Annotated in this window: 19 protein-coding genes and 2 pseudogenes; 12 read left to right on the top strand and 9 right to left on the bottom strand. The window is 72.3% G+C overall.

From position 1 onward, the window contains the following. Position 1: 1 nt before the first annotated feature. Positions 2 to 655 (bottom strand): hypothetical protein, encoded by a 654-nt coding sequence (locus AB0J21_RS10965; RefSeq protein WP_363145544.1) that lies wholly within the window; start codon positions 653 to 655, stop codon positions 2 to 4. 246 nt (positions 656 to 901) lie between these two features. Between AB0J21_RS10965 and AB0J21_RS10960 the strand changes: the two genes are divergently transcribed. From AB0J21_RS10960 to AB0J21_RS10950, 3 genes and pseudogenes are all read left to right on the top strand, one after another. Next, complete coding sequence (locus AB0J21_RS10960) at positions 902 to 2,170, top strand: hypothetical protein (protein WP_363145543.1); 1,269 nt, start codon at positions 902 to 904, stop codon at positions 2,168 to 2,170. A gap of 11 nt (positions 2,171 to 2,181) precedes the next feature. Beyond that, entirely contained in the window at positions 2,182 to 2,805 is a 624-nt protein-coding gene (locus AB0J21_RS10955; RefSeq protein ID WP_363145542.1) for a GNAT family N-acetyltransferase, read from the top strand. 138 nt (positions 2,806 to 2,943) lie between these two features. Beyond that, positions 2,944 to 3,171 (top strand): annotated as a pseudogene (locus tag AB0J21_RS10950) (glycoside hydrolase family 15 protein); the annotation flags it as partial. Between the two features lie 188 nt (positions 3,172 to 3,359). Here AB0J21_RS10950 and AB0J21_RS10945 read toward each other — a convergent pair. After that, positions 3,360 to 4,433 carry an NAD-dependent epimerase/dehydratase family protein gene (locus AB0J21_RS10945; protein WP_363145541.1) on the bottom strand — a complete coding sequence of 358 codons (1,074 nt, stop codon included), beginning with the start codon at positions 4,431 to 4,433 and terminating at the stop codon, positions 3,360 to 3,362. 66 nt (positions 4,434 to 4,499) lie between these two features. Continuing rightward, a complete protein-coding gene (locus AB0J21_RS10940) occupies positions 4,500 to 5,372 on the bottom strand; it encodes an oxidoreductase (RefSeq protein ID WP_363145540.1) in 873 nt (290 codons plus the stop codon). A 441-nt stretch (positions 5,373 to 5,813) separates the two neighbouring features. Here AB0J21_RS10940 and AB0J21_RS10935 point away from each other — a divergent pair, with 441 nt between their 5' ends. The 3 genes and pseudogenes from AB0J21_RS10935 to AB0J21_RS10925 form a co-directional block, all read left to right on the top strand. Then, on the top strand, positions 5,814 to 6,764 hold the full coding sequence (locus AB0J21_RS10935; RefSeq protein ID WP_363145539.1) for a helix-turn-helix transcriptional regulator: 951 nt from the start codon (positions 5,814 to 5,816) through the stop codon (positions 6,762 to 6,764). A 524-nt stretch (positions 6,765 to 7,288) separates the two neighbouring features. Next, positions 7,289 to 8,062 (top strand): DUF4232 domain-containing protein, encoded by a 774-nt coding sequence (locus tag AB0J21_RS10930; RefSeq protein WP_363145538.1) that lies wholly within the window; start codon positions 7,289 to 7,291, stop codon positions 8,060 to 8,062. 57 nt (positions 8,063 to 8,119) lie between these two features. Continuing rightward, positions 8,120 to 9,010, top strand: a pseudogene (locus tag AB0J21_RS10925) (GNAT family N-acetyltransferase); the annotation flags it as partial. A 225-nt stretch (positions 9,011 to 9,235) separates the two neighbouring features. Here AB0J21_RS10925 and AB0J21_RS10920 read toward each other — a convergent pair. The 5 genes from AB0J21_RS10920 to AB0J21_RS10900 all read right to left on the bottom strand — a co-directional run bounded on the left by AB0J21_RS10920 (position 9,236) and on the right by AB0J21_RS10900 (position 14,005). Next, positions 9,236 to 10,375, bottom strand: a complete 1,140-nt coding sequence (locus AB0J21_RS10920; protein WP_363145537.1) for a hypothetical protein — start codon at positions 10,373 to 10,375, stop codon at positions 9,236 to 9,238. A 497-nt stretch (positions 10,376 to 10,872) separates the two neighbouring features. Then, complete coding sequence (gene trxA / locus AB0J21_RS10915; protein WP_363145536.1) at positions 10,873 to 11,199, bottom strand: thioredoxin TrxA; 327 nt, start codon at positions 11,197 to 11,199, stop codon at positions 10,873 to 10,875. Positions 11,200 to 11,435: 236 nt separating this feature from the next. Continuing rightward, positions 11,436 to 12,176, bottom strand: coding sequence for a class I SAM-dependent methyltransferase (locus tag AB0J21_RS10910; protein WP_363145535.1), 741 nt, complete (start codon positions 12,174 to 12,176; stop codon positions 11,436 to 11,438). Positions 12,177 to 12,427: 251 nt separating this feature from the next. Then, the gene (locus tag AB0J21_RS10905) at positions 12,428 to 13,207 is read right to left on the bottom strand and encodes an alpha/beta hydrolase (protein WP_363145534.1); all 780 of its coding nucleotides are present in this window, start codon (positions 13,205 to 13,207) and stop codon (positions 12,428 to 12,430) included. 126 nt (positions 13,208 to 13,333) lie between these two features. After that, on the bottom strand, positions 13,334 to 14,005 hold the full coding sequence (locus AB0J21_RS10900; RefSeq protein ID WP_363145533.1) for a helix-turn-helix domain-containing protein: 672 nt from the start codon (positions 14,003 to 14,005) through the stop codon (positions 13,334 to 13,336). 121 nt (positions 14,006 to 14,126) lie between these two features. Here AB0J21_RS10900 and AB0J21_RS10895 point away from each other — a divergent pair, with 121 nt between their 5' ends. The 6 genes from AB0J21_RS10895 to AB0J21_RS10870 all read left to right on the top strand — a co-directional run bounded on the left by AB0J21_RS10895 (position 14,127) and on the right by AB0J21_RS10870 (position 19,602). Next, positions 14,127 to 15,287, top strand: a complete 1,161-nt coding sequence (locus AB0J21_RS10895) for an NAD(P)/FAD-dependent oxidoreductase (protein WP_363145532.1) — start codon at positions 14,127 to 14,129, stop codon at positions 15,285 to 15,287. 259 nt (positions 15,288 to 15,546) lie between these two features. Further along, the gene (locus tag AB0J21_RS10890) at positions 15,547 to 16,212 is read left to right on the top strand and encodes a hypothetical protein (RefSeq protein WP_363145531.1); all 666 of its coding nucleotides are present in this window, start codon (positions 15,547 to 15,549) and stop codon (positions 16,210 to 16,212) included. 58 nt (positions 16,213 to 16,270) lie between these two features. Then, positions 16,271 to 16,921, top strand: a complete 651-nt coding sequence (locus AB0J21_RS10885; protein ID WP_363145530.1) for a class F sortase — start codon at positions 16,271 to 16,273, stop codon at positions 16,919 to 16,921. Between the two features lie 241 nt (positions 16,922 to 17,162). Continuing rightward, a complete protein-coding gene (locus tag AB0J21_RS10880) occupies positions 17,163 to 17,942 on the top strand; it encodes a DUF4232 domain-containing protein (RefSeq protein ID WP_363145529.1) in 780 nt (259 codons plus the stop codon). Between the two features lie 267 nt (positions 17,943 to 18,209). Continuing rightward, a complete protein-coding gene (locus AB0J21_RS10875) occupies positions 18,210 to 19,046 on the top strand; it encodes an alpha/beta hydrolase (protein WP_363145528.1) in 837 nt (278 codons plus the stop codon). Further along, positions 19,039 to 19,602 (top strand): WHG domain-containing protein, encoded by a 564-nt coding sequence (locus AB0J21_RS10870; protein WP_363145527.1) that lies wholly within the window; start codon positions 19,039 to 19,041, stop codon positions 19,600 to 19,602. Before AB0J21_RS10875 ends, AB0J21_RS10870 begins: the two co-directional genes overlap by 8 nt. Positions 19,603 to 20,111: 509 nt before the next feature. Here the strand turns inward: AB0J21_RS10870 and AB0J21_RS10865 are convergent. Continuing rightward, positions 20,112 to 20,330, bottom strand: coding sequence for a DUF397 domain-containing protein (locus tag AB0J21_RS10865; protein ID WP_363145526.1), 219 nt, complete (start codon positions 20,328 to 20,330; stop codon positions 20,112 to 20,114). Positions 20,331 to 20,424 lie beyond the last annotated feature (94 nt).

The following is a 20,424-nucleotide window of genomic DNA, read 5'->3' as shown; positions in this document are numbered from 1 at the left end:
GTCAGGCCGCCGCAATCTTGCCGAGCGGCGGCGCGCAGGGCTCGATACCGAGGTGCTCGAAGACCAGATCGACGATCTCGCCAGGCGAAATGACGGCGGTGTCCACGATCAGCCGGTGGCGGTGCCGGAGCGCGAGGTGATGCACGAGCGCGGAGTTGAAGCGCTCGGCGAAGTCCTGGTCGAGGGCTGCGCGCCGGTCGCCCTCGTCCCCGAGTCCTCGCTGCCCGAGCCTGGCCAGGCGCTCGCTCTGGTCCGAGGTGTGGAGCAGCACCGCCAGGTCGAAGGAGGCGAAGATCCGCTGTGCCCGCAGCGCCAACAGCGCCGGGAGATAGGGGCCACCCGCGATGCCTACTGCGATCGTGCGGTCCGCGTACCCCTCCTGGATCAGCCAAGCCCCGTCCGATCGAGGCGGGTCCACCTTCACGAGCAGCCCGTCCACGACGAAACCGGCGGCCAGATAGGCCGCCGTGATGCCGGACGAACGGGCCTGCCGCGCCAGCGGGAGCCGCTTGAGCGGCTTCTCGAAGGGGTGGTGCTCGGAGAGCATTCCCCGGTGCCGCACGGCGGAGATCCCGGCCCGCTCGAACGCGGCGAGCAATTCAGTGACAAGCGTCGTCTTGCCGGACAGGTCGAGTCCGTCGACAAGGATGCGCACAGCAACTCCTCCCTCGGTGGGGGCAGTCGCACACCGGGACGCCGGCTCTCGTACGGGAGGCAGCGCGGTGTACGTGAGTCAGCAAAGCCGGGGAGTACGTGGCGAAGCGATGTCGGCGAGAAGCAGAAGAGCGGAAGAAGCGCGGAAAGAACGTCCCGTCGGGCCCACGAACGGGCACAGAACCTCTCCTGACTAGTGCCGTAGCCGCTACCGTCGTCGCAGAGGTAGGAACTCCCTGGAGGCGCCATGGGCGGCAACCCCAACCACGTCTTCCGCGCCATCCGCGAGACCGAGTGGCAGTGCAGCAGGACGGAGGCCGCCAAGCGGATCGTCCAGAAATCGATCGAACTCGGGGAGCCCGTCAGCTGTGTCGCCCGTACCCTCACCACATGGGAGGACGGCACCACCCGATGCCCGCGCCCGGTGTATTTACGCATCTTGCGCGCCATGACCGGCCGCAATGCCACCGCGCTGGGCTTCACACCCCCGTACGCCGCGCTCCTCGTACCCGGGCACGCCCCACGCCTCGACGAAGGGACCGAGGACATGTTGCGACGCACGCTCATGGCCGGCACCGCTGCGGCCATCCCTTCGGCCGCGCTGCATTCCGGCCACGCCCCGGCCCTGGGCCAGCGGCACGTGGAAACCCTCCTCGCCGCCGAGCAGCGTCTCTACGCCCACGACAGCGAACTCGGTTCCGCCGACCTCAGCGCGGAAGCGGTGCTCGGCTGCGCGAACTGGTGGCTCGGCCACGGCCGGTACTCACCGGCCACAGGACGTGCGCTCCAGACCGCGACCGGACGACTCGCCGTCGCGGCCGGGTGGATCGCCCTCGACTCCGGGCACACCACCGAGGCCCGCAGCCTCTATACCGAGGCCCTGGTCAACGCTCGCCAGGTCGACGATCCGGCGCTGGAGGCCCACGCCTTCGGATGCCTCTCGCTCCTCGCCACAGCCACGGGCCACCCCCGCGAAGCCATCGGCACAGCCCAAGTCGCACAGCGCGCCGTAGCGGGACTCGGCTCACCCCGCTGGCTCTCACTCCTGCACTGCCGCGAAGCACGGGGGTGGGCTCTCCAGGGCGACGCTCGCGCCACGGGCCGCGCGCTCGCAACGGCCTATCGCCTGTACGAGGAGGGGACGAGCGAGGCAGACCCGGACTGGCTCGGCTTCTACACCCCGGCCGAACTCGCCGGACTGGAAAGCCTCTGCCTCGCGGACCTCCACCAGTACGACCGAGCCTGCGCAGGCGCCGAACAGGCCGTACTGCTCCAAGCCCCTCACCACCACCGCAACCGCGCGCTCTACACCGCGGACCTCGCCCTCCTCAACGCCCGAAAGGACAAGCCCGACCTGGACGCGGCGACCGCCGCCGCGCGCGAAGCTCTCGCCCAACTCCCGCAGGTCGGATCGAGCCGCCTCATGCACTCGCTGGACCGCATCGCCGAGGAACTGGCCCCTCACCGTTCGGTGTCGAGCGTCGCCGCGTATCTCGATGCCTGCGCCGCCGCCTGAGGAGAACGTACGTGCCGCACCCCGCCCCCGACCTACAGATCCACGGCCCTGAGGACCTGCCCGCCCTCGTCGACACCCTCGTCGCGGTCTGGACCGAAGCTCACTCCGCCGACCCCGCCGTCTTCGCGGCAGGATTCACGCCGGAAGCGCTCCGCCGTCAAGTCGGCGGACACGCAGGACACGACACCTTCACGCTCGTGACGGCTCACGACGAAGGCGGGAACTGCACCGGATTCGCGTACGGCTTCCTGTGCACCCCGGAGTACTGGTACGGCCCAGACCTCCTACCGGCCATACCGGCGGGACAACGTACTGCCACACGTCTCGCCGGGATCTGTGAAATCGCCGTACGCCGGGCAGAGCAAGGACGCGGTACAGGCACACTTCTCCATGACGTGCTGCTTGAGCGTCTAAGGCCCGAGTGGGCATCACTCCTCGCTCTGCCCGGCTCCGCTTCGCAGAGGTTCTACGACCGGCTCGGGTACACGCGCATGGGCGCCTATCGGCCCGATGACGACAGCGCGTCACTCGATCTTCTTGCATGTCGTGTGCAAGAACGCGGCGACGGATCGATGGGAGAGAAGAGAATCTCTCCATCTCTCCGCGATGGTACGGAGACGAGTAGTTCTGACTGAAAGGTGTCGAGGTGGGGCCTCGCCAAACTTCGCCGGGAGGCCCCGTCTCGCGTGGTAGGTCAGTTGGTCGTCCGCAGGAACTCCTCCCAAGCGTGCGGGCTCACGCGGAGCGAAGAGCGGGTCGTGTCCTAGGAGTCGCGAACCTACGTGCACTCGAAGGTGATGTTATGGGGGGCCGTGGACCGCACCGCCCGCCTCGCCGAGGCCGGCACCCTCACCCTCGACCCGGTCCCGCTGCGTGAGCTGGCCGCGCGCATCCATGCGGAGGTGTGCGAGAAGGGCTTCGACCCCGTCCGCAACACGTTCACCCAGTCCTACACCTCCGCCGAGCCCGACGCCGCCCTCCTCCTCATCCCGGCAGTCGGTTCTGCCCGGCGACCCGAGGAGCCGCCGAGCAGCACCGGGCCGCCGTCGTCCTCCCGGAGCACATCGGGCTCACCGCCCATCCAGCTGAACAGTTCGGTCCCCTCGTACAGGTACTCCAGGATCCGCGCCTCGTCCGGCTCGCCGTGCTCCCGCACCGCGTCCCGGATCGGGCCCGCGAGCGGCTGGTCCTAGTCCCTGCCCGGTTCCAGTTCCGGGAAGAAGCCGAGTGGCCTGACGGGACGGCGGGCGGCGGCGGACTGCCCTGCCGTGGCGAGGACTTCGGCCTCCCGTTCCGGTGAGTAGCCGTTGGTGAGCGGGGGCCGGCCGCGTGCGCGGTCCCAGGCGAGGACGTCCGCGGCGGTGACGTCGAGCGGGGTGGCGGTGAGCCCGGCGGCTCGCGCGCGGGCCGGGCTGCGGCGCTGGCCGTCGTGGTCGGCGCGGACGAGCGGGAAGAACGGCGGGGCCTGCGGGTCCTGGACCGGGACGATCTCGGTCGACGCGGCCGTGCCCGCGACGCGCGCGCAGGTCTCGATCAGCTCGCCCAGGGTGACCGGCCGGGCGGGGCCGACCGCGTGGAAGGCGCCCGGCCGCTCGTCCCGCACGAGCCGTACGACGAGCCGCGCGAGGTCCCGTACGTCGAGGATCTGGATCGGCTGGTCCGGGTCGCCGGGCAGCGCGATCCGGCCGCCGCGCGCGGCGCGCCGTACCCAGTAGGTGAACATGCCGGACGGGTCGTGCGGCCCGGCGACCTTCCCGGGCCGTACGACGGTGGCCCGCGTCCCGTACCGCGCGGTCACCTCGTCCTCGCAGGCCACTTTGGCGGGCCCGTACGTCGAGCCGTCGAGGAGGGCGGCGTCGTCCACGTCGTACCGGGGCGGGCGGCGCGGGGCGTCCTCGTCGGAGCCGGGGCCGCCGCCCGGTACGTAGACGGCGTGGCTGGAGACGAACAGGTACCGGCCGAGGTGGCCGCCGGCGGAGTCGAGCGCGTCCATGGCCTGTCGCACGTGCCGGACCACGTAGCCGCTGACGTCGATCACGGCGTCGAAGGCGGCGCGGCCCTGCCCGGCGGCCTCCTGGACGGTCCGGACGAGGGAGGCGTAGTCCCCGGTGTCGCGGTCCCCGAGGAGTCTGGGCACCCCGGGGAACAGGTCCCGGCCGGTCCTGCCCCGTCCGAAGAGCGTCACCTCGGCGCCGGTCCGCAGGGCCTCCGCCACGATCGCCCGGCCCACGAAGGCGGTACCACCCAGTACGAGAACGCGCATGGGCGGCGACCTTACGGGAGGGGGCCGCTCGACGCCTCCGCTTTTCCGCCCGGCGCGGGCGCCCCGCTACCCGCCGATCGCGTCGAGTTCGGCGATCTCCGCCTCGGGGAGGACGAGTGCGGCGGCGGCGATGTTCTCGCGCAGGTGCCCGACGGAGGAGGTGCCGGGGATGAGGACGATGTTCGGGGAGCGCTGGAGCAGCCAGGCGAGCGCCACCTGCTGGGCGCTCGCGCCGAGCCGCTCGGCGACCTTCGTCAGGGTCGCGGACTGGAGGGGGCTGAAGCCGCCGAGCGGGAAGAACGGGGCGAAGGCGGTGTTCTGCTCGGCGCACAGGGCGACGAGGGCGTCGTCCTTGCGGTGCGCGAGGTTGTACAGGTTCTGCACGGACACGACCGGTGCGACGGTCTGGGCCTCGGCCAGTTGCCCGGCGGTGACGTTGCTGATCCCGAGGTGCCGGATCAGCCCCTGCTCGCGCAGTTCGGCGAGGGCGGCGAACTGCTCGGTGAGGGGGTCCTCGGTGGTGCCCAGGTCGGTGCCGACCCGCAGGTTCACCACGTCGAGGGCTTCGAGGCCGAGGCGGCGCAGGTTGTCGTGGACCTGGGTCTTCAGCTCGGCGGGGTCGAGGGCGGGCAGCCAGGCCCCCGTGTCGTCCCGCCGGGCGCCGACCTTCGTGACGAGGTGCAGCTCCTCCGGGTAGGGGTGCAGCGCCTCCTTGATCAGCTCGTTGACGACGTACGGCCCGTAGTAGTCGCTCGTGTCGATGTGCGTGATGCCCGCGTCGACGGCGGCACGCAGGACGGCGAGGGCCTGGCCCCGGTCCTTCGGCGGCCCGAACACACCGGGGCCGGCGAGCTGCATCGCCCCGTAGCCCATCCGCGTCACCGTCAGGTCCTCGGCGAGGGTCAGGGTTCCGCCGGGAAGCGTGGTGCTGCTGCTCATGGGGCCGCTCCTTGTGAAGTGCGTGGGTGGTGGGACGGGGAGAGGGGGCTCCCGGGCGGGGACTCGGTGGGGACTCGGTGGGGACTGTGGGGGCGGTGGGGGCCGCTCCCGGGCGACCGGCGTTGTCTACGGCCACCGGGGTGTCGGCCACCGGGGTGTCGGCGACCGGTCGGCACCGTGGGCGCCGGGTACGGCGTCCGCCCGCTGGTCGCGGTGTCCACCGGGTACGGCGTCCGCCGCTGGTCGCGGTGTCCGCCGGGTGCCGTGTGCCGGGTTCGGCGTCCTTCTCCCGTGTCTTCCACTCTCCGGCATCCTGCGGAGAGCGGCCAGTGCCCCCGTGTTCCTAGGACCGCGGGTCCCTGGCAGGCGGGTTTCCCCAGGTGGGGCCAGTGCCGGGGCGGGAGCCGTCCGGCGGGGCCGCCTCGGCATACCGTTGGGCGCATGGAGCACACCAACCCTCTCGGCGCCTTTCTGCGGGCGCGGCGCGAACAGGTGCGGCCCGAGGACGTGGGCATCACGCCGCAGGGGGTGCGCCGGGTGGCGGGGCTGCGGCGGGAGGAGGTCGCGATACTGGCCGGGATCAGCGCGGACTACTACCTGCGCCTGGAGCGGGGCCGGGACCGCAACCCCTCCCAGCAGGTCGTGGGCGCGCTGGCCCGGGTCCTGCGACTGGACGCCGACGCGCGCGCCTACCTGGAGGGCCTGGCCGCCGGCGGCCCCCGGCGGGCGTACGGCGGGGTGACGTCCACGTCCACGGGGACGGGGACGGGGACGGGGACGGCCGAGGACGCGCCGGCGAGCGAGCGGGTCTCGGACAGCGTGCGTTTCCTGCTGTCCCGGATGCCGGCGCCGGCGTTCCTGCACGGCAGGTTCTTCGACGTCCTGGCGGCGAACCCGCAGGCCGAGGCGCTGTCCCCGAACATGGCCCCGGGGGCGAACCGGCTGCTCGCGACCTTCCTCGACCCGGCCGAACGCGCCCTGTACCGGTCCTGGGACACGGAGGTGGTCGGCATGGTGGCCCAGCTGCGTGCCTCGGTGGGGCCCTTCGACCCCGACCCGAGGCTGGCCGGGCTGGTGGACGAGCTGTCGCAGCGGAGCGAGGTTTTCCACAGCCTGTGGGCCCGCCACGACGTGTCCCGCGCCGACTCCGTCCGCAGCCCCATGCACCACCCGCAGGCCGGCGACCTCGACCTGTACCGCGACAAACTCAACATCAACGGGGTCGAGGGCCAGGTCATGGTCGTCTACCACGCGGAGCCCGGCTCGGAGTCACAGCGAAAGCTGGACGAACTGACGGGGCGGGCCACGGAGAACGCGGGGCCCACAGGGACCACGGGGACCACGGGGGCAGCCGGGACTCCGACGACCGCCCACGGCGGCGCGCGCACCTGAACCCTGAACACCGCCACCGGGGCCTGGCCGGAGGGGATGGCGACAGACATGCGCGGGAGGGTAACGGGAGTCCGGCCGGGCCACGCCCGGGAAACCACTTCTCGGCCGGGCCGGTAGCCGGGGCGATCGCCCGCCCCCGTCCACGCGCGGGGGCGCTGCGGCATCGCGTGGCACGGCTCCGTAGGCCATGGAACCGGTGTTCTTCAAGGGGCCGTCCGTCACGGCTCTGTCCCGGCGGCCCGCGCCCGTGACGGTGCGCGCGGGAGGACCCCCGAACCGGCGGCCGGGCGGTGGGCGGCACGTGCGGAAGCGGCCTGCGGGCCCCGTTTCCCGGGCCCGGAGGCCGACGCGCGTGTAACAGGAATGTCCTGGCGGGCGTCCGGCCCGAACTTTTCCCGGCCCCGGGGGATCGCACCTCCCAGAAACGCACACCGGGCCGGACAGACGGCACCGACACCGACACCGACACCGGTACGAGCGACTCCGCCGACCGCCACCGGACACCGACCGCGAAGGAAGACACCATGCGCGCCAAGAAGCTCACCCTCGCCGCCCTGGCCCTCACCGCCGGCCTCTCGCTCACCGCCTGCAACGGCAGCGACGACGCCGCCACGAGCCTGCACGACAACGGCTCCGCCGCGTCCTCCTCCTCGGCCGGTACCTCCGACTCCTCGGCCGGATCGACGGACTCCTCCGACTCCTCGGCCGGATCGTCGGACTCCTCCTCGCAGAACGGGACCTCGGGCTCCTCCTCGCAGAGCGGAACCTCGGGCGGCAAGGCGACCAACACCAGCAGCAACACCGGCAGCGGCACCGGCACCGGCACCGGAACCGGCAGCCGCTCGACCGACTCCGGCATGGACGCCGACAAGGGCAGCGGCGGCGGCCAGATCACCACCGGCATGTGCAAGACGGCGGACCTCGGCTTCAGCGTCTCCCACGGCATGGGCGAGGGAGACCTCCTCTTCAGCTTCAAGAACAACGGCGGCGACGCCTGCACGCTCAAGGGCTTCCCCGGAGTCGACTTCCTGTCCCAGGACGCCTCCGGCCCGCTCAGCGCCAAGCGCAGCGGACTCGCCGCCCCGGCCGTCGCGGTCCTCCCCGGCGAGTCGACCCGCTTCACCGTGCACTACCCGCCGAACAACACCGGCGGCACCGGCGTCTACGTCAGCGCCGTCAAGGTCACCCCGCCCAACGAGACCCACTCCAAGTCCCTGTCGGTCAGCATCAACTTCCCGGTCACCCCCGACGCCTCCGCCCAGGTCGTCGTCGACCCGGTCGGCACCGGCAAGCAGTGAGCACGTCCCCTGCGTGGCAACCGGGTGCCGTACAACTCGGCCGTGAAGGGAGTGCACATGGTGCCGGAACAGTCCTCGGACACCCCACTCGCGCGCGTGGCCGAGGAACACGCCCGGCGCCTGGCCCGACTGGACCCCCTGCTGCCCACTCCCGCACCACCCGCCCCGGAGGCCGGACCACTGTGGCCCGCCGCCGGACCGGACGCGGCCCACTGCGCGGCCGTGCCGGGCGCCGTGAAGGTGTCCCCCGAAGACCTGATGTACGCCGTCCTCGCCCGCGACACCCGCACACTCACCCCGTATATGGGTCAAGGGCCGCAGGCAGAAGTCGAATTGGCGCAGATCATGGCGTCCTGGACGGCGGGCCTCCCGGCCACCGGCGACAGCGCGGCCGTCGTACTGTGGCCCGCCCGGGACCACGAGGCACACCGCGTCCTGGCCGCCGCCGGACTCCAGGTCTTCACGGTCCTGGCGATCCGGACCACGCCCGCCGCGCCGCCACCGCCCGGTGCGGGCCCCCGGGTACGGGCCGCGCGCCCCGAGGACGTCGAGGCGATCACGGCGCTGCGGCTCGCCGAGTTCGCGTTCGCCGAGCCCTACTCGTACACCCGGACACGGCCCGGCACAGCCCGGCTCGTGCGCGAGGCGACGGAGAAGGACCTCACCGAGGAGCCGGGCGCCGTGTGGGTCGCCGAGACGGAACACGGAGTCGTCGGCGTCGCGGGCTGCGCCCTGGTGACCGTGACGGACACGACGGCCCCCCGCAGGCTGCGCCCCGGCACGTACGCGTACCTCAACAGCGTCGTCGTGGCCCCCGGCGCTCGGGGGACGGGGGCGGGTCACGCCCTCACGGAGACAGCGCTCGCCGGACTCCGCGCACGCGGCGCGGACCACGCCTATCTGTGGTTCCACCCGCTGAACCCGCTCTCCAGCGTCTTCTGGGCCCGGCACGGCTTCCGCCCCCTGTGGCAGCGCTGGGAACGCCGCCCGGCGGCCACCGGCGCGGAGGAACCGCTCTTCACACGCACCTTCCCGGGACCCGGCAGGACGCTCACGAGGGAAGCGGTCCGTGACACCGTCGCCGAGGCCGTCCTGGCCCGTACGGACCCACCGGCGCGCCCGCGACCCGACGCCTGACGGACGCCAGGCCGACGCCCCGGACGGCCCCCTGCCTCAGCCGCGCTCCCTGCCGATGGCGGCCATCTGCCGCAGCAGCGCGACGCGTTCGGCGACGTCAGGGATGCGCGTGTCCTGGGTGGTGGTACCGCGTGGGGCCGAGAGGAAGGTGTCCGGGACGACGGTGCCGTGGGTGAGCACCTCCCAGCCGTCCTCGTCCTCGTCGTCGTCACGCCAGCCGCCGCACCGCTCGTCGCACTCGTGGTCCAGGTGCAGCCGGCACTCCTGGCACAGCCCGTTGGTGAGCGGCATGACGTTCTCGGGCACCTCGCAGCCGACACAGATCTCGAACGCTTCGAGCACGGTCTCGCGGAAGGGCGCGGGCTTCGGGGGCATCTTGTTCTCCAGTCGGGTACGGGCCATGGCGGCCGGGCTGTGCACGGGGTCGGGCAAACGGTCGGTGAGCACACGCGTCAGCTCAACCGCCCCCGCGCCACGCGCGATCCACTCGGCGGCGAGCGGCACGAGGGCGAGACATTCGCTGTGCGAGAGGGCCATCCGGGGCTCGACACGGCCGACCCGGGCGAGCAGTCGGTACGGCTCACCTGCGGTCGGGTCGGAGTCGGTGGTGCCGTGTGTGCCTGGGGCGGTGGCGTCGGAGTCGGTGACGTCGGGGGCGGGGGCTCCAGGGGCCTCGGCCCCGGGCTCAGCAGGCCCAGCAAGCCCAGCGGGCTCAGCAGGCCCAGCAGGCCCAGCAGGCCCAGCCGCGCGCGCACCTTCCGCTCCCGTGGCCGGGACGGCGGTCCCGGCGGTCTCCGGCGCGCCGGAGGCGGCGGCGTCCAGGTCGATCCCCTTGACGGACCGGACGAACTCCCGCCACCAGGCGGCGTCCCGGGCCGTACGGGAGAAGAACGTGCGGGTCACCCAGCGCCGGGAGCCGTCCTCGACGGTCACGTGCTGCTTGACGCGCCGCAGGTGGCCCCGGTCGGTCAGGAACTCCAGGGCGCGGCGGCACGCCTGCTGCCCGTAGCCGCTGATCTGCGCGGCGAGCGCCTTGTAGCCGATGGCGGCACCCACGGGCAGCCGGTCGATGAACCCGGCGATCGCCGCCTCCCTCTTGGGCAGGTGTGCGAAGGTGCCGGGAAGTGCCTCGGTCTGGCCGGGGGCGAGCCGTTTCCCGAATCCGGGTTTGGCCATTTGCCACGCGGAACGGGAACGGACAGCACTAACCTGGCTTGCAGCCATGAGATGTCGACTTCCTTGTTGGGTTGTGGATTCAGTCGATCTCGTGGTCAGGCCCTGGGCGGATACGGGTTCCAATCCTCCGCCTGGGGTCGACCTCTTTCGAGATCCCCTTTGGGGCTGAAGCTAGAGGGATGTCACGCGCTGACGCAAGCTGATCACGCAACGTCAGCTAATCGAGTGACGCGCGGCCCCGCGATGACGCCGAGGCGCGGCGAAGGCACGCCGAAGGGGACGGAGAGGGTGGGGAGGGAGGTAGGTAGTTACCCCCCACCACCAAAACCCAAAAAGGGCCCGAGGCCCGGGGCTTGAGGCCCGGGGCCCGGGGCGCAGTCGGCGCGGCGCGGCGCGGAAGTGGTGACGGGTCCGCCCGGGCCGGGTCGGCGGCCGGCCGTCTCACCGTGCCCGACCACGCGGCCCGCGCCCACGCGGCCCAGGGCCGCGCCGCCACCTCACAGATTCGCGTCCAGGAACTCCGTCAGTTGCCCCTTCGACACGGCCCCCACCTTGGTCGCCGCCACCTGGCCGTCCTTGAACAACAGCAGCGTCGGGAGCCCGCGCACCTCGTAGCGGGGCGCCGTCTCGGGGTTCTGGTCGATGTTCAGCTTCGCCGCGGTGAGCCTGCCCGCGTAGTCGCGAGCGACTTCGTCGAGCATCGGGGCCACCATCTTGGACGGCCCGTTCCACTCCGCCCAGAACATGACCAGCACCGGGCCTGCGGCCCCGAGGACATCGGTCTCGAACGACTCGTCCGTGACCTCGACAACCGCGTCGGACATCTGCACTCCAGCCACTCGTACTCAGGGCGTCGGCCCCCACCTGTGCCACCGCCCGGACTTCACGGCGCACGCCCCACACCTGCCCACCGCGACGGGTTGTCAGTCCCGCGCGCGCCGGGCCGCCGTGGTGGCGCCGGGGTGTTGTCCGGAACGATCTCGTTGTCCGGAACGATCTCGCGATGGAGGTCTCACGAGGAGGAGTTGGCTCAGCCGAAGCCGCACCGGTGCGGCGGTGCTTACGGTTTGCGGGTCACCCAGAGCGCTTCCGCCGGCCAGCGGTGTGCCCAGTCGGGCGGTTCGGTCCGGTTGTAGCCGTTGGCTGTTCCGGGTTCGGGCCGCGGCTCGATGAGGTCGTCGACGAGGAGACCCGCGCCGCGCAGGACCTTGATCCAGCCGCCGTAGGTGAGCTGATAGCTGACCGCGTCCTGGCCTTCGGCGATGGCGTCCAGCCCGAAGTAGTCCTGGTGCAGCGTCGTGGTGGCGCGGCCGGCCGCTTCGTCGTAGCAGGCTTCGAACCACGGGCCGGCGACGTTGAACACCAGGCGCCCACCGCTGCGCAGGACCCGTGCGGCCTGCGGGACGACCAGGCGCGGGGGCGCCCAGCTGAGCCCGCCGTAGTCACAGAACACCAGGTCGAAGCTGTCGGCGGCGAACGGGAGGCGTTCGGCGGCGCCTTGCACCAGCGGGTAGCGGGCCGCTCCTCTCGCGCGAGCTGCCGCGGCGAGCTGGGCTTCGGACAGGTCGAGCCCGACCACGTTGGCGCCCTCGGCGGCGAGCGCCCTGGACCACTGACCGGCGCCGCAGCCGAGTTCGAGGACGCGCTTGCCGGTGACGTCGCCCAGGGCGTGCAGCTGCGCGTCGGGGACGGCGTACGTGCCCCACAGCCGGGGCGTCGCGCCGATCTGCGGGTCGTGCTCCTGCTGGTAGGCGCTGCTGATCCGGTTCCAGAACCGCCGGTTGGCAGAGGCGCTGTCCACGCGCCGACTCAAACACTGCCTGCCGGGGACGGTCAACACGATGGCGCTGCGACCGGGAAGCTCCACCGGTCAACGGACGTCCGGCCCGGCGGCGATGGGGCGGGAACGGAGCCTTCGCGACGCGACGCCGGGACCGGTCCGAGTCCTCCGTCGGGACAGTGGCGCCGGGACCGTCCGAGTCCGTCCTTCGTCGGGACAGTGGCGCCGGGGCCCGCGCGCTGACGAGCACGGCAGGGCGTCGAATCGACTGCCTAGCCCCGGTCCGGCTCCGTGAGGGCTGTCGCTGTCGCCCGGGCGAAGCCCTCGGGGTTGTCCAGCATGATGTTGTGCCCGCAGTCCGGGATCGCGACGACGCGTACCCCGGCCTCGGTGAGGGCGTCCGTGCCGGGGAGGGGGCCGTCAACCTCGGGGAGCAGGAAGGTGCGGGGGATCTTCAGGTCGAGCAGCAGCTCGCGCATGGTGGGGACGGTGCCGCGTGCGAGGTGGGTCGCGCTGCGGTGCAGGGCCTCCCGGCCGGTCAGGCGCATCGTGGCCCACCAGTGGGGTCCGGCCTGGTCCCGGACCTCCTGCCAGCCGTGGTCCAGGAACTCCTCCTCCGTGAAGGAGGCGATGTGGCCGCTGCCCCCGGTGGCGGTCGCGGCGGGGACCGGGTCGAGGTTGGCGTCGACCAGGACCAGCCGGGAGACGAGGTGCGGGTGGCGCGCGGCCAGCACGATCGCCACCGAGCCGCCCATGCTGTGGCCGACGACCTCACCGCCCGTGACACCGGCGGAGGTCAGGGCGGCGGCGAGCGCGTCGGCGTGGTCCTCCAGCGTGTAGCGGAAACCGGCCGGCCGGTCGCTGATGCCGTGTCCCAGCAGGTCGACCAGCAGTGAACGGCGCCCGGCCAGAAGGGGGTTGACCGCCGACTCCGTGAAGTAGGCGGGCGAGGAGGCCCCGAGACCGTGCACGTACACCCGGGACGGCTCCTGCCCCGGCAGTTCGACCCAGCGCATACGGTCACCCCCGGGTGTCACCACGGCGTCGCGCACGGCCTTCCCCCCTCAGTCGGCGTGGACGGACCACGGACGGGGAGAGTATGCGGGCCCTCCCGGAACCGTCCACCGGTTTACCCCTGCCCCCCGGACCTGGTGCGGGCCGCCCTGCCGGCCCCGCGCCTAGCGCCCCGTCTCGACGCCGTTCAGGATCAGGTCGACACCGGCGAGGAACTGTTCGCGGTCGTCGTGCTCGGGAAGCTGGGCCGCCACCCGGTGCACGAACGGGTAGCGCGCGGGGTCGAGCCCCGTCCACCGCCGGGCGACCTCGCCGAGGAAGGCGGCGCGGTCGGTGCCGTGCGCGTACAGGCGGCCGTTCGCGGCGTTCTGCCCGGCGACGCCCAGGACGTAAAGCACGAGCGCCGACGTCGAGTCGAACTGCGCCCGCTCGGGAACGCCCAGCGCGTGGAGCTGGCTGCCGATGCTCTCGAATATCTGCGGCATCGCGGTCAGCCACGGCGAGCGGGAGAGCTGGGCGCCCACCCAGGGGTGTGCGTCGATCGCGTCGAAGACTCCGAGGGCGACGGTCCGGATCGCCTCTCGCGGTTCCGCGTCCCCGGCCACGTCCGTCACGACCCGGGCGATGACGTCGTCGGTGGCCGCCGCGAGCAGCTCGTCCTTGTTGGCGACGTGCCAGTAGATGGCTCCGGCCCCGGTGGACAGGCGCGCCGCGAGCGCGCGGAAGGTCAGGGCGCTCTCGCCGCCCGCGTCGAGGAGCTCGATCGCGGCCTCGACGATCCGCTGCTTCGAGAGCGCGTCCGTACGCCGTTCGCCTCGCTGTTCCCTGGTCGCCATGCGCCTAGTTTGACATGAATGGAACGATGTTCCAACATGGAGTCATGGAACAGTGTTCCATGAGCTTCCGCCTCACTCGGCCCACGCGCCTCCCGGGCGCGTACCGCGAAAGGAACCAGCCATGACGACCACACCTGTCACGATCATCGGCGCCGGCCTCGGTGGCCTCACCCTCGCCCGCGTCCTGCACGTCCACGGCATCGCCTCGACGGTCTACGAGTCCGACCCCTCGGCCGCCGCCCGCACGCAGGGCGGTCAGCTCGACATCCACGAGGAAGACGGACAGCGCGCGCTCGCGGACGCCGGCCTCACCGACGAGTTCCACGCGATCATCCACGAGGGAGCCGACGCGGCGCGCGTACTGGACGAGAACGGCGAGCTGCTGCTCGACGCCCCCGGCGACTCCCTGGCACGCCCCGAGGTCCTGCGCGGCGACCTGCGCCAGATCCTGCTGGACTCGCTGCCGGACGGCACGGTCCAGTGGGGGCGCAAGGTCACCGGCGTACGCTCCCTCGGCGAGGGCCGGCACGAGCTGTCCTTCGCCGACGGCTCGACCGTGACCACCGGCCTCCTGGTCGGCGCCGACGGCGCCTGGTCGCGGGTCCGGCCGCTGCTGTCGGACGCGAGGCCCGAGTACGTCGGCACGACCTTCGTCGAGACCTACCTGCACGACGTCGACGTACGGCACCCCGCCACGGCTGCGGCAGTGGGCCCCGGCGCCCTGTACGTACTCACTCCGGGGAAGGGCATCACCGCGCACCGTGAGGCGGGGGACGTGCTGCACACCTACGTGCAGCTGAACCGTTCCGCCGAGTGGTTCGCCGAGATCGACTTCGCCGACGCCGACGCCGCGAGGGCCCGGATCGCGACCGAGTACGAAGGCTGGGCCCCGCACCTCACCGCGCTGATCACCGAGGGCGAGACCGCCCCGGTCGCGCGCATGATCCACACGCTTCCGGACGGACACCGGTGGGACCGCGTGCCGGGGGTGACGCTGCTCGGCGACGCCGCGCACCTGATGCCGCCGTCCGGCGACGGAGCGAACCTCGCGATGTTCGACGGCGCCGAACTCGGCAAGGCGATCGCCGCCCACCCCGGCGACGTCGAAGCGGCACTCACCGCCTACGAGGAGGCGATGTTCCCGCGCAGCGCCGCCTTCTACGAGGACGCGCGCGAAATCCTGGACCTGTGCCTCGGCGACAACGCCCCCAACGGGTTCCTCGACTTCTTCAACGGCGCCCCCGAGGCCTCCGAGGCTCCCGAAACTCCCGAGGCTCCCTAAGCTCCCGAAACTCCCGAAACTCCCGAGAAGGAGCAGGCGGAAGAGGGAGAGGGAGAGGGAGGGAAAGAGGGCTGACAGCCTCTCCGCCGGGGGACCTCGTCGAGATTTCCACGGCGCCCTCCACGGGGCCCGGTGGGCCGTTCAGGTCTCTTCCGGGCGATTTCCCCGTGTCTCGGCGCGCCCCTTCGGTGGCCCATGGCATTCCTTAGGCGATCAGGTGATCAGTATGACAATCATCTCGGCTTGAAGGAGCCCAGCCATGCGCACTTCCGCTTCCGTCCGTTCCCGCAGAGCCCGTGCGGGCACCACGGTGGCCGCCGCGGTCGCCGTCGCCGGAGCCACCCTCGCCGGGGCGCCCGCCGCCCACGCCGCGCCCGGAGACAGCGGCAACCTCGACGTCCGCTCGGTCGGCTGGCACTCGCGCGGGGACCGCAACGGGGTGGAGGTCTGCCACTTCGTGCTCGTGGCGACCAACTTCGAGTCGCTCCAGGCGGTCCCCTGGACGATCACCGCGCAGCCCCCGACCGTCCCGCCGGGCGACACGCTCCAGAGCACGCTGCCGCTCATCAACGGCGCGGCGCGCAGCCACCAGTACCTGCTCCCCGAGGGCACGTACCAGCTGGTGTGGACCGTACCGGCGGGCCCGAAGCAGCGGAGCTTCAAGGTCAACTGCGACCGGCCCGTCAAGAGCGGCAGCCACACGGGGCACGGCCGTCCCTCGGCGCCGGGCTCCGAGAACGGCTACGAGCGGCCGTCCGGCGCGGTGCCCGCGGGCGGCGGGGGCGTCCCGGACATGAAGAGCGTCAGCTCCGAGGAGGACACGAACTTCGCGGCGCCCGTCGCGCTGACCGCGGGCGCGGCCGGAATCGCGGGGCTGCTCCTGGTCCGCCGATCCGCACGCCGCCGTGCCCGCAACGAGGCATAGCGCCCCCGTACGACGGCGAAGGCGACGCCGGGGACCGAGTCGCGCGTGCCGTCTCACGATGACGCTCAGCGTGACCTTCTCGCTGGTGACCGGCATCGTCTGGGCGTGTTCCGACTCGCCCGGCGAACCGCCGGTCACCACGGCCCGCGGCGGGGACGCCGCGGGCGGCGGGGAACAGCCCTCGCGCCGCGCCTCGCCCGCGCCGCACCGGAAGGCGCCGGCCTCGCACGCGCCCCTGGTGCCGTCCCGGCCGCTGAAGGTCAGCGTGCCCGCCCTCTTCATCGAGGCCCCGGTCATGAGCCTGGGCCTCGACAAGGACGGCCGGCTCCGCACCCCGCCGATGAGCAGACCGAAGCAGGTGGGCTGGTACGCGAAGGGCCCGCCCCCCGGGGCGGCGGGCACCGCCCTGATCGTCGGCCACCGCGACACCGAGACGGGCCCGGCGATCTTCCTCAACCTCAACGCGCTGCGCCGGGGCGACACGGTGAAGGTCGCCCGCGCGGACCGGCGTACCGCCGTCTTCACCGTCGACCAGGTGAAGACGTACACGAAGGACGAGTTCCCGGACGACAAGGTGTACGGGCCCGCGAGCCGCCCGGAACTGCGGCTCATGACCTGCGGCGGTCGCTTCGACAAGAAGAAGGGCTACTCGGCCAACGTCGTCGTCTTCGCCCACCTGACGTCCCTGAGGAAACAGGCGGCGGCCTGAGGGCGGCCCGGCACGAGAGGCGCGCGGTACGGCGGACGGCCGGTGTCCCAGGTGGGGCACCGGCCGTCCGCCGTACGCCGGCAGGGCCTCCGGTGGGGAGCCGCGACCGCTGCCGGGGCCTGTTACACGCTCCGGACAATCTTTCGTGAACTCCCCCGGGGGAGGCCGCATCACACCTCCCGTAAGCCGCACTCCACACGGGGAGCGCCGGACGAAGACCCGGCGCCGGAAATGAGGAACCATGACCGCGAAGCTCAACCGCGCCGTTCGTTGCACCGCCGCCGTACTGGCCGCCGTCGCGATCGGCGCCGGTGCCACCGCGTGCGACTCGTCCGGCGACTCCTCGTCGAAGGCCGCGGGCTCGCACTCCGACACGGCGCTGAACCTGTCCTCGTCGGGCAAGCAGGGCGGATCACAGGACAAGGCCGGTTCGGACAACGCCGGTACGGACAACGCCGGTTCGGGCAACGCCGGTTCGGACAAGGCCGGTACGCAGGAGTCCTCCGGGACGCCCGCGCGGACGACCGCCCAGCAGGGCTCCCGCACCGACGCGGTGAACCCCGTCTCCACCACCAGCACCACCAGCCGCTGCCACACCAACGAACTCGGCTACACCTGGGGCGGCCCGCACGGCGGACGCCCCGACATGAACACCACGTACCAGCAGCAGGTGACCATCCGGCTGACGAACAAGAGCACGCACACCTGCACCCTGCGCGGCTACCCGGGCGTGCAGCTGGTCAGCACGACCGGCGAGACGTGGGACCTCCTGCGCTCCAGCGACATGCCGTCCACGCTGACCCTGAAGCCCGGCGACGACACCGCCATGGTCAGCATGAGCATCCTGCCGGCCCAGAAGAACGACCCGGACGTCAAGCCGTTCGTCCCCGCGCAGATCCTGCTCACCCCGCCCAACGAGACGACCCACGCGACCCTCGCCTGGCCGTACGGCGGCGCCATCCTGGACCAGTCGGGCGCCAGCCGCCCCGGCACCTTCGTCAACCCGGTCGGCATCGGCTGACCCGGTCCGGTTCCCTCGTCCTTCGGCGGCCTCTCCGTGTGCGACACGGCGGGGCCGCCGACGTGTGCGCCACCGGCACCCCCACACGTGCCGTGGCGCGTCACCGGCAGAGCCCCCGCCAGCCGCCGTTCGGCGAAGTTCCCGCCAGCCGCCCGTCCAACAGAGGTGCGGAGAGGCACCCGTTGACAGATCCGGCTAACGCGCATAGCTTTTGGCTAACGCGGTTAGCCGACAGGCGCCGACAGCTCACCGAACCTGGGGGATGCCATGACCGAGTACCTCACCGTCGACGGCGGCACGATCGCTTACGAGGTGACGGGTTCCGGCCCCCTCGTCGTCCTCGCCCACGGCATGGGCGACAGCCGCGCCGCGTACCGCGCGATGGTCCCGCTGCTCGTGGCCGAGGGCTACCGGGTCGCGGCGGTCGACCTGCGCGGCTGCGGCGAGTCCAGCACCGACTGGCCGGCCTGGAGCCGTACCGACATCGCGGGCGACCTGATCGCCGTGATCCGCCACCTGGGCGGCCCGGCCGTGCTCGTCGGCCACTCGGTCTCCGGCGGCGCCGCGACCATCGCCGCGGCGCAGGAGCCCGCGCTGATCACGGCGGTCGTCGAACTCGGACCGTTCACCCGCAAGCAGTCCCTGCGCCTCGGTGACCTGCGGGTGAAGCGCTTCCGCCAGGGCATGGTGCGCCTGCTCGGCGCGGGCGTCCTGGGCAGCAAGCGGCTGTGGCGCTCGTACCTGGACGTGGCCTACCCCGGCGTGAAACCGGCCGACTGGACGGAACGGCTCGACCGCATCGACAGTTCGCTGCGCGAGCCGGGCCGGATGAAGGCCATGCAGGCCATGGGCCGCAGCGCTCCGACCGACGCGGGCGCGCAGCTCGGCAACGTCCACGCCCCGGTCCTGGTCGTGATGGGCACGCTCGACCCCGACTGGGCCGACCCGCACGCCGAGGGCGCGGCGATCGTGGAGGCCCTTCCGCCGGGCCTCGGCCGCCTTGAGATGATCGAGGGCGCCGGGCACTACCCGCACGACCAGTTCCCCGACCAGGTGGTTTCCCTCATGCTCACCTTCCTCCGCCAGGACACCGCCCGTGCCTAGGGCCGGACTGGACCCGGCGACCGTCGTCGCGGCCGGCGCCGCCCTCGCCGACGAGGTCGGCATCGCCAAGCTGACGATGGGCGCGCTGGCCGGACGGCTCGGTGTCCGCCCGCCGTCCCTGTACAAACACGTCAGCAGCCAGGAGGACCTGAACCACCGCATCGCGGCCCTCGCCCTGTCGCAGGCCGCCGACGCCGTGGGCGGCGCCATCCAGGGCTACGCGGGCCGCGACGCCCTCGCCGCAGCCGCCCGCGCCTTCCGCGCCTTCGTCCTGCAGCACCCCGGCCGGTACGCGGCGACGATCGGCATGGAACCGTCCGGCCCCGACGACCCCATGATCCTCGGAGCCCAACGCCTGCTGGAGGCGTTCACGGCCGTCCTGCGCGGCTACGACATCCCGGAACCCCAGTTCAACCACGCCCTGCGCACCCTCCGCAGCCTGTGCCACGGCTTCGCCACCCTGGAGGCGGGCAACGGCTTCCAGTGGAGCGACGACAACGACCAGAGCTTCGAATGGCTCATCGCCTTCACGGACCGGGGCCTGCGGGAGCTGTGAGGGGGGCGGCGAGGGAGCGGGGGCGTCGCTTCGGGCACCCAACCCCGTCACGGCTGTCCCTGTCACGGCTGCCCCGTCACGGCTCCTGCCGATCCCTGCGAGACACCGGCCCAGACCACCACCGCAGCACCTGCACCGAACCGAACACGCACCTGCGGCGGACCGGCCAACAACGTCCGGGGTAATGCTTCCACCGGCACCGGCACCAGGTCATCGACCACCAAGTCGCCGTACGTTGCCGTACGTTGCCGTGGGACCGGACACCCCCGCCAGGACGAAACGCTGCACGGCTCGGTGCGTGGGGTCTCCGCCGAGCCATGCCGACCCTGGACAGCGGAGCACACCTCCGCACGAAGACGGCTGCCCGACCGCGCCCACCGCCGCCCCGATCCCGACGCCGAACCGGCTCCGCCCCTTCCGCGATCACGGAAGGGGCGGAGCCGGTTCGTTCAGCCAGTGCGGCGGTCCCGCCGAGGCACAGGAAGCCTCAGCCGGACCTACCGGTGGACCTACTGGTCAAGGTCCCCACCGAGGAAATGCCGCCAGCTGTCCGAGCTGAACAGCAGCACTCCACGCGCCCGGTCCTTGGTGTCACGGACCGCCTGACGACCGGAGGAGAGAGAGGCGTGCTCGACGCAGCCCACCGCCTCACCGCTGTAAGTGCTCTTGTGCCAGGCGGCGCCCACCAGAGCTTGCGACTCGCGGCGGCCATCGTGCGAAGGATTCACGTTCAGAACTCCTTGATCCTGCTCGCCAACGTGCTTCTGAGAGACGGAACACGACGGTTGGGCCATCGCCCCTCACCTACCGGCCGAGCCCCCC

It is taken from the genome of Streptomyces sp. NPDC049954 (assembly GCF_040656295.1).
In the GTDB taxonomy this organism is placed as follows: domain Bacteria; phylum Actinomycetota; class Actinomycetes; order Streptomycetales; family Streptomycetaceae; genus Streptomyces.
Note: the sequence above shows the minus strand (reverse complement) of the source record. Positions and strands in the feature narration are given on the sequence as shown.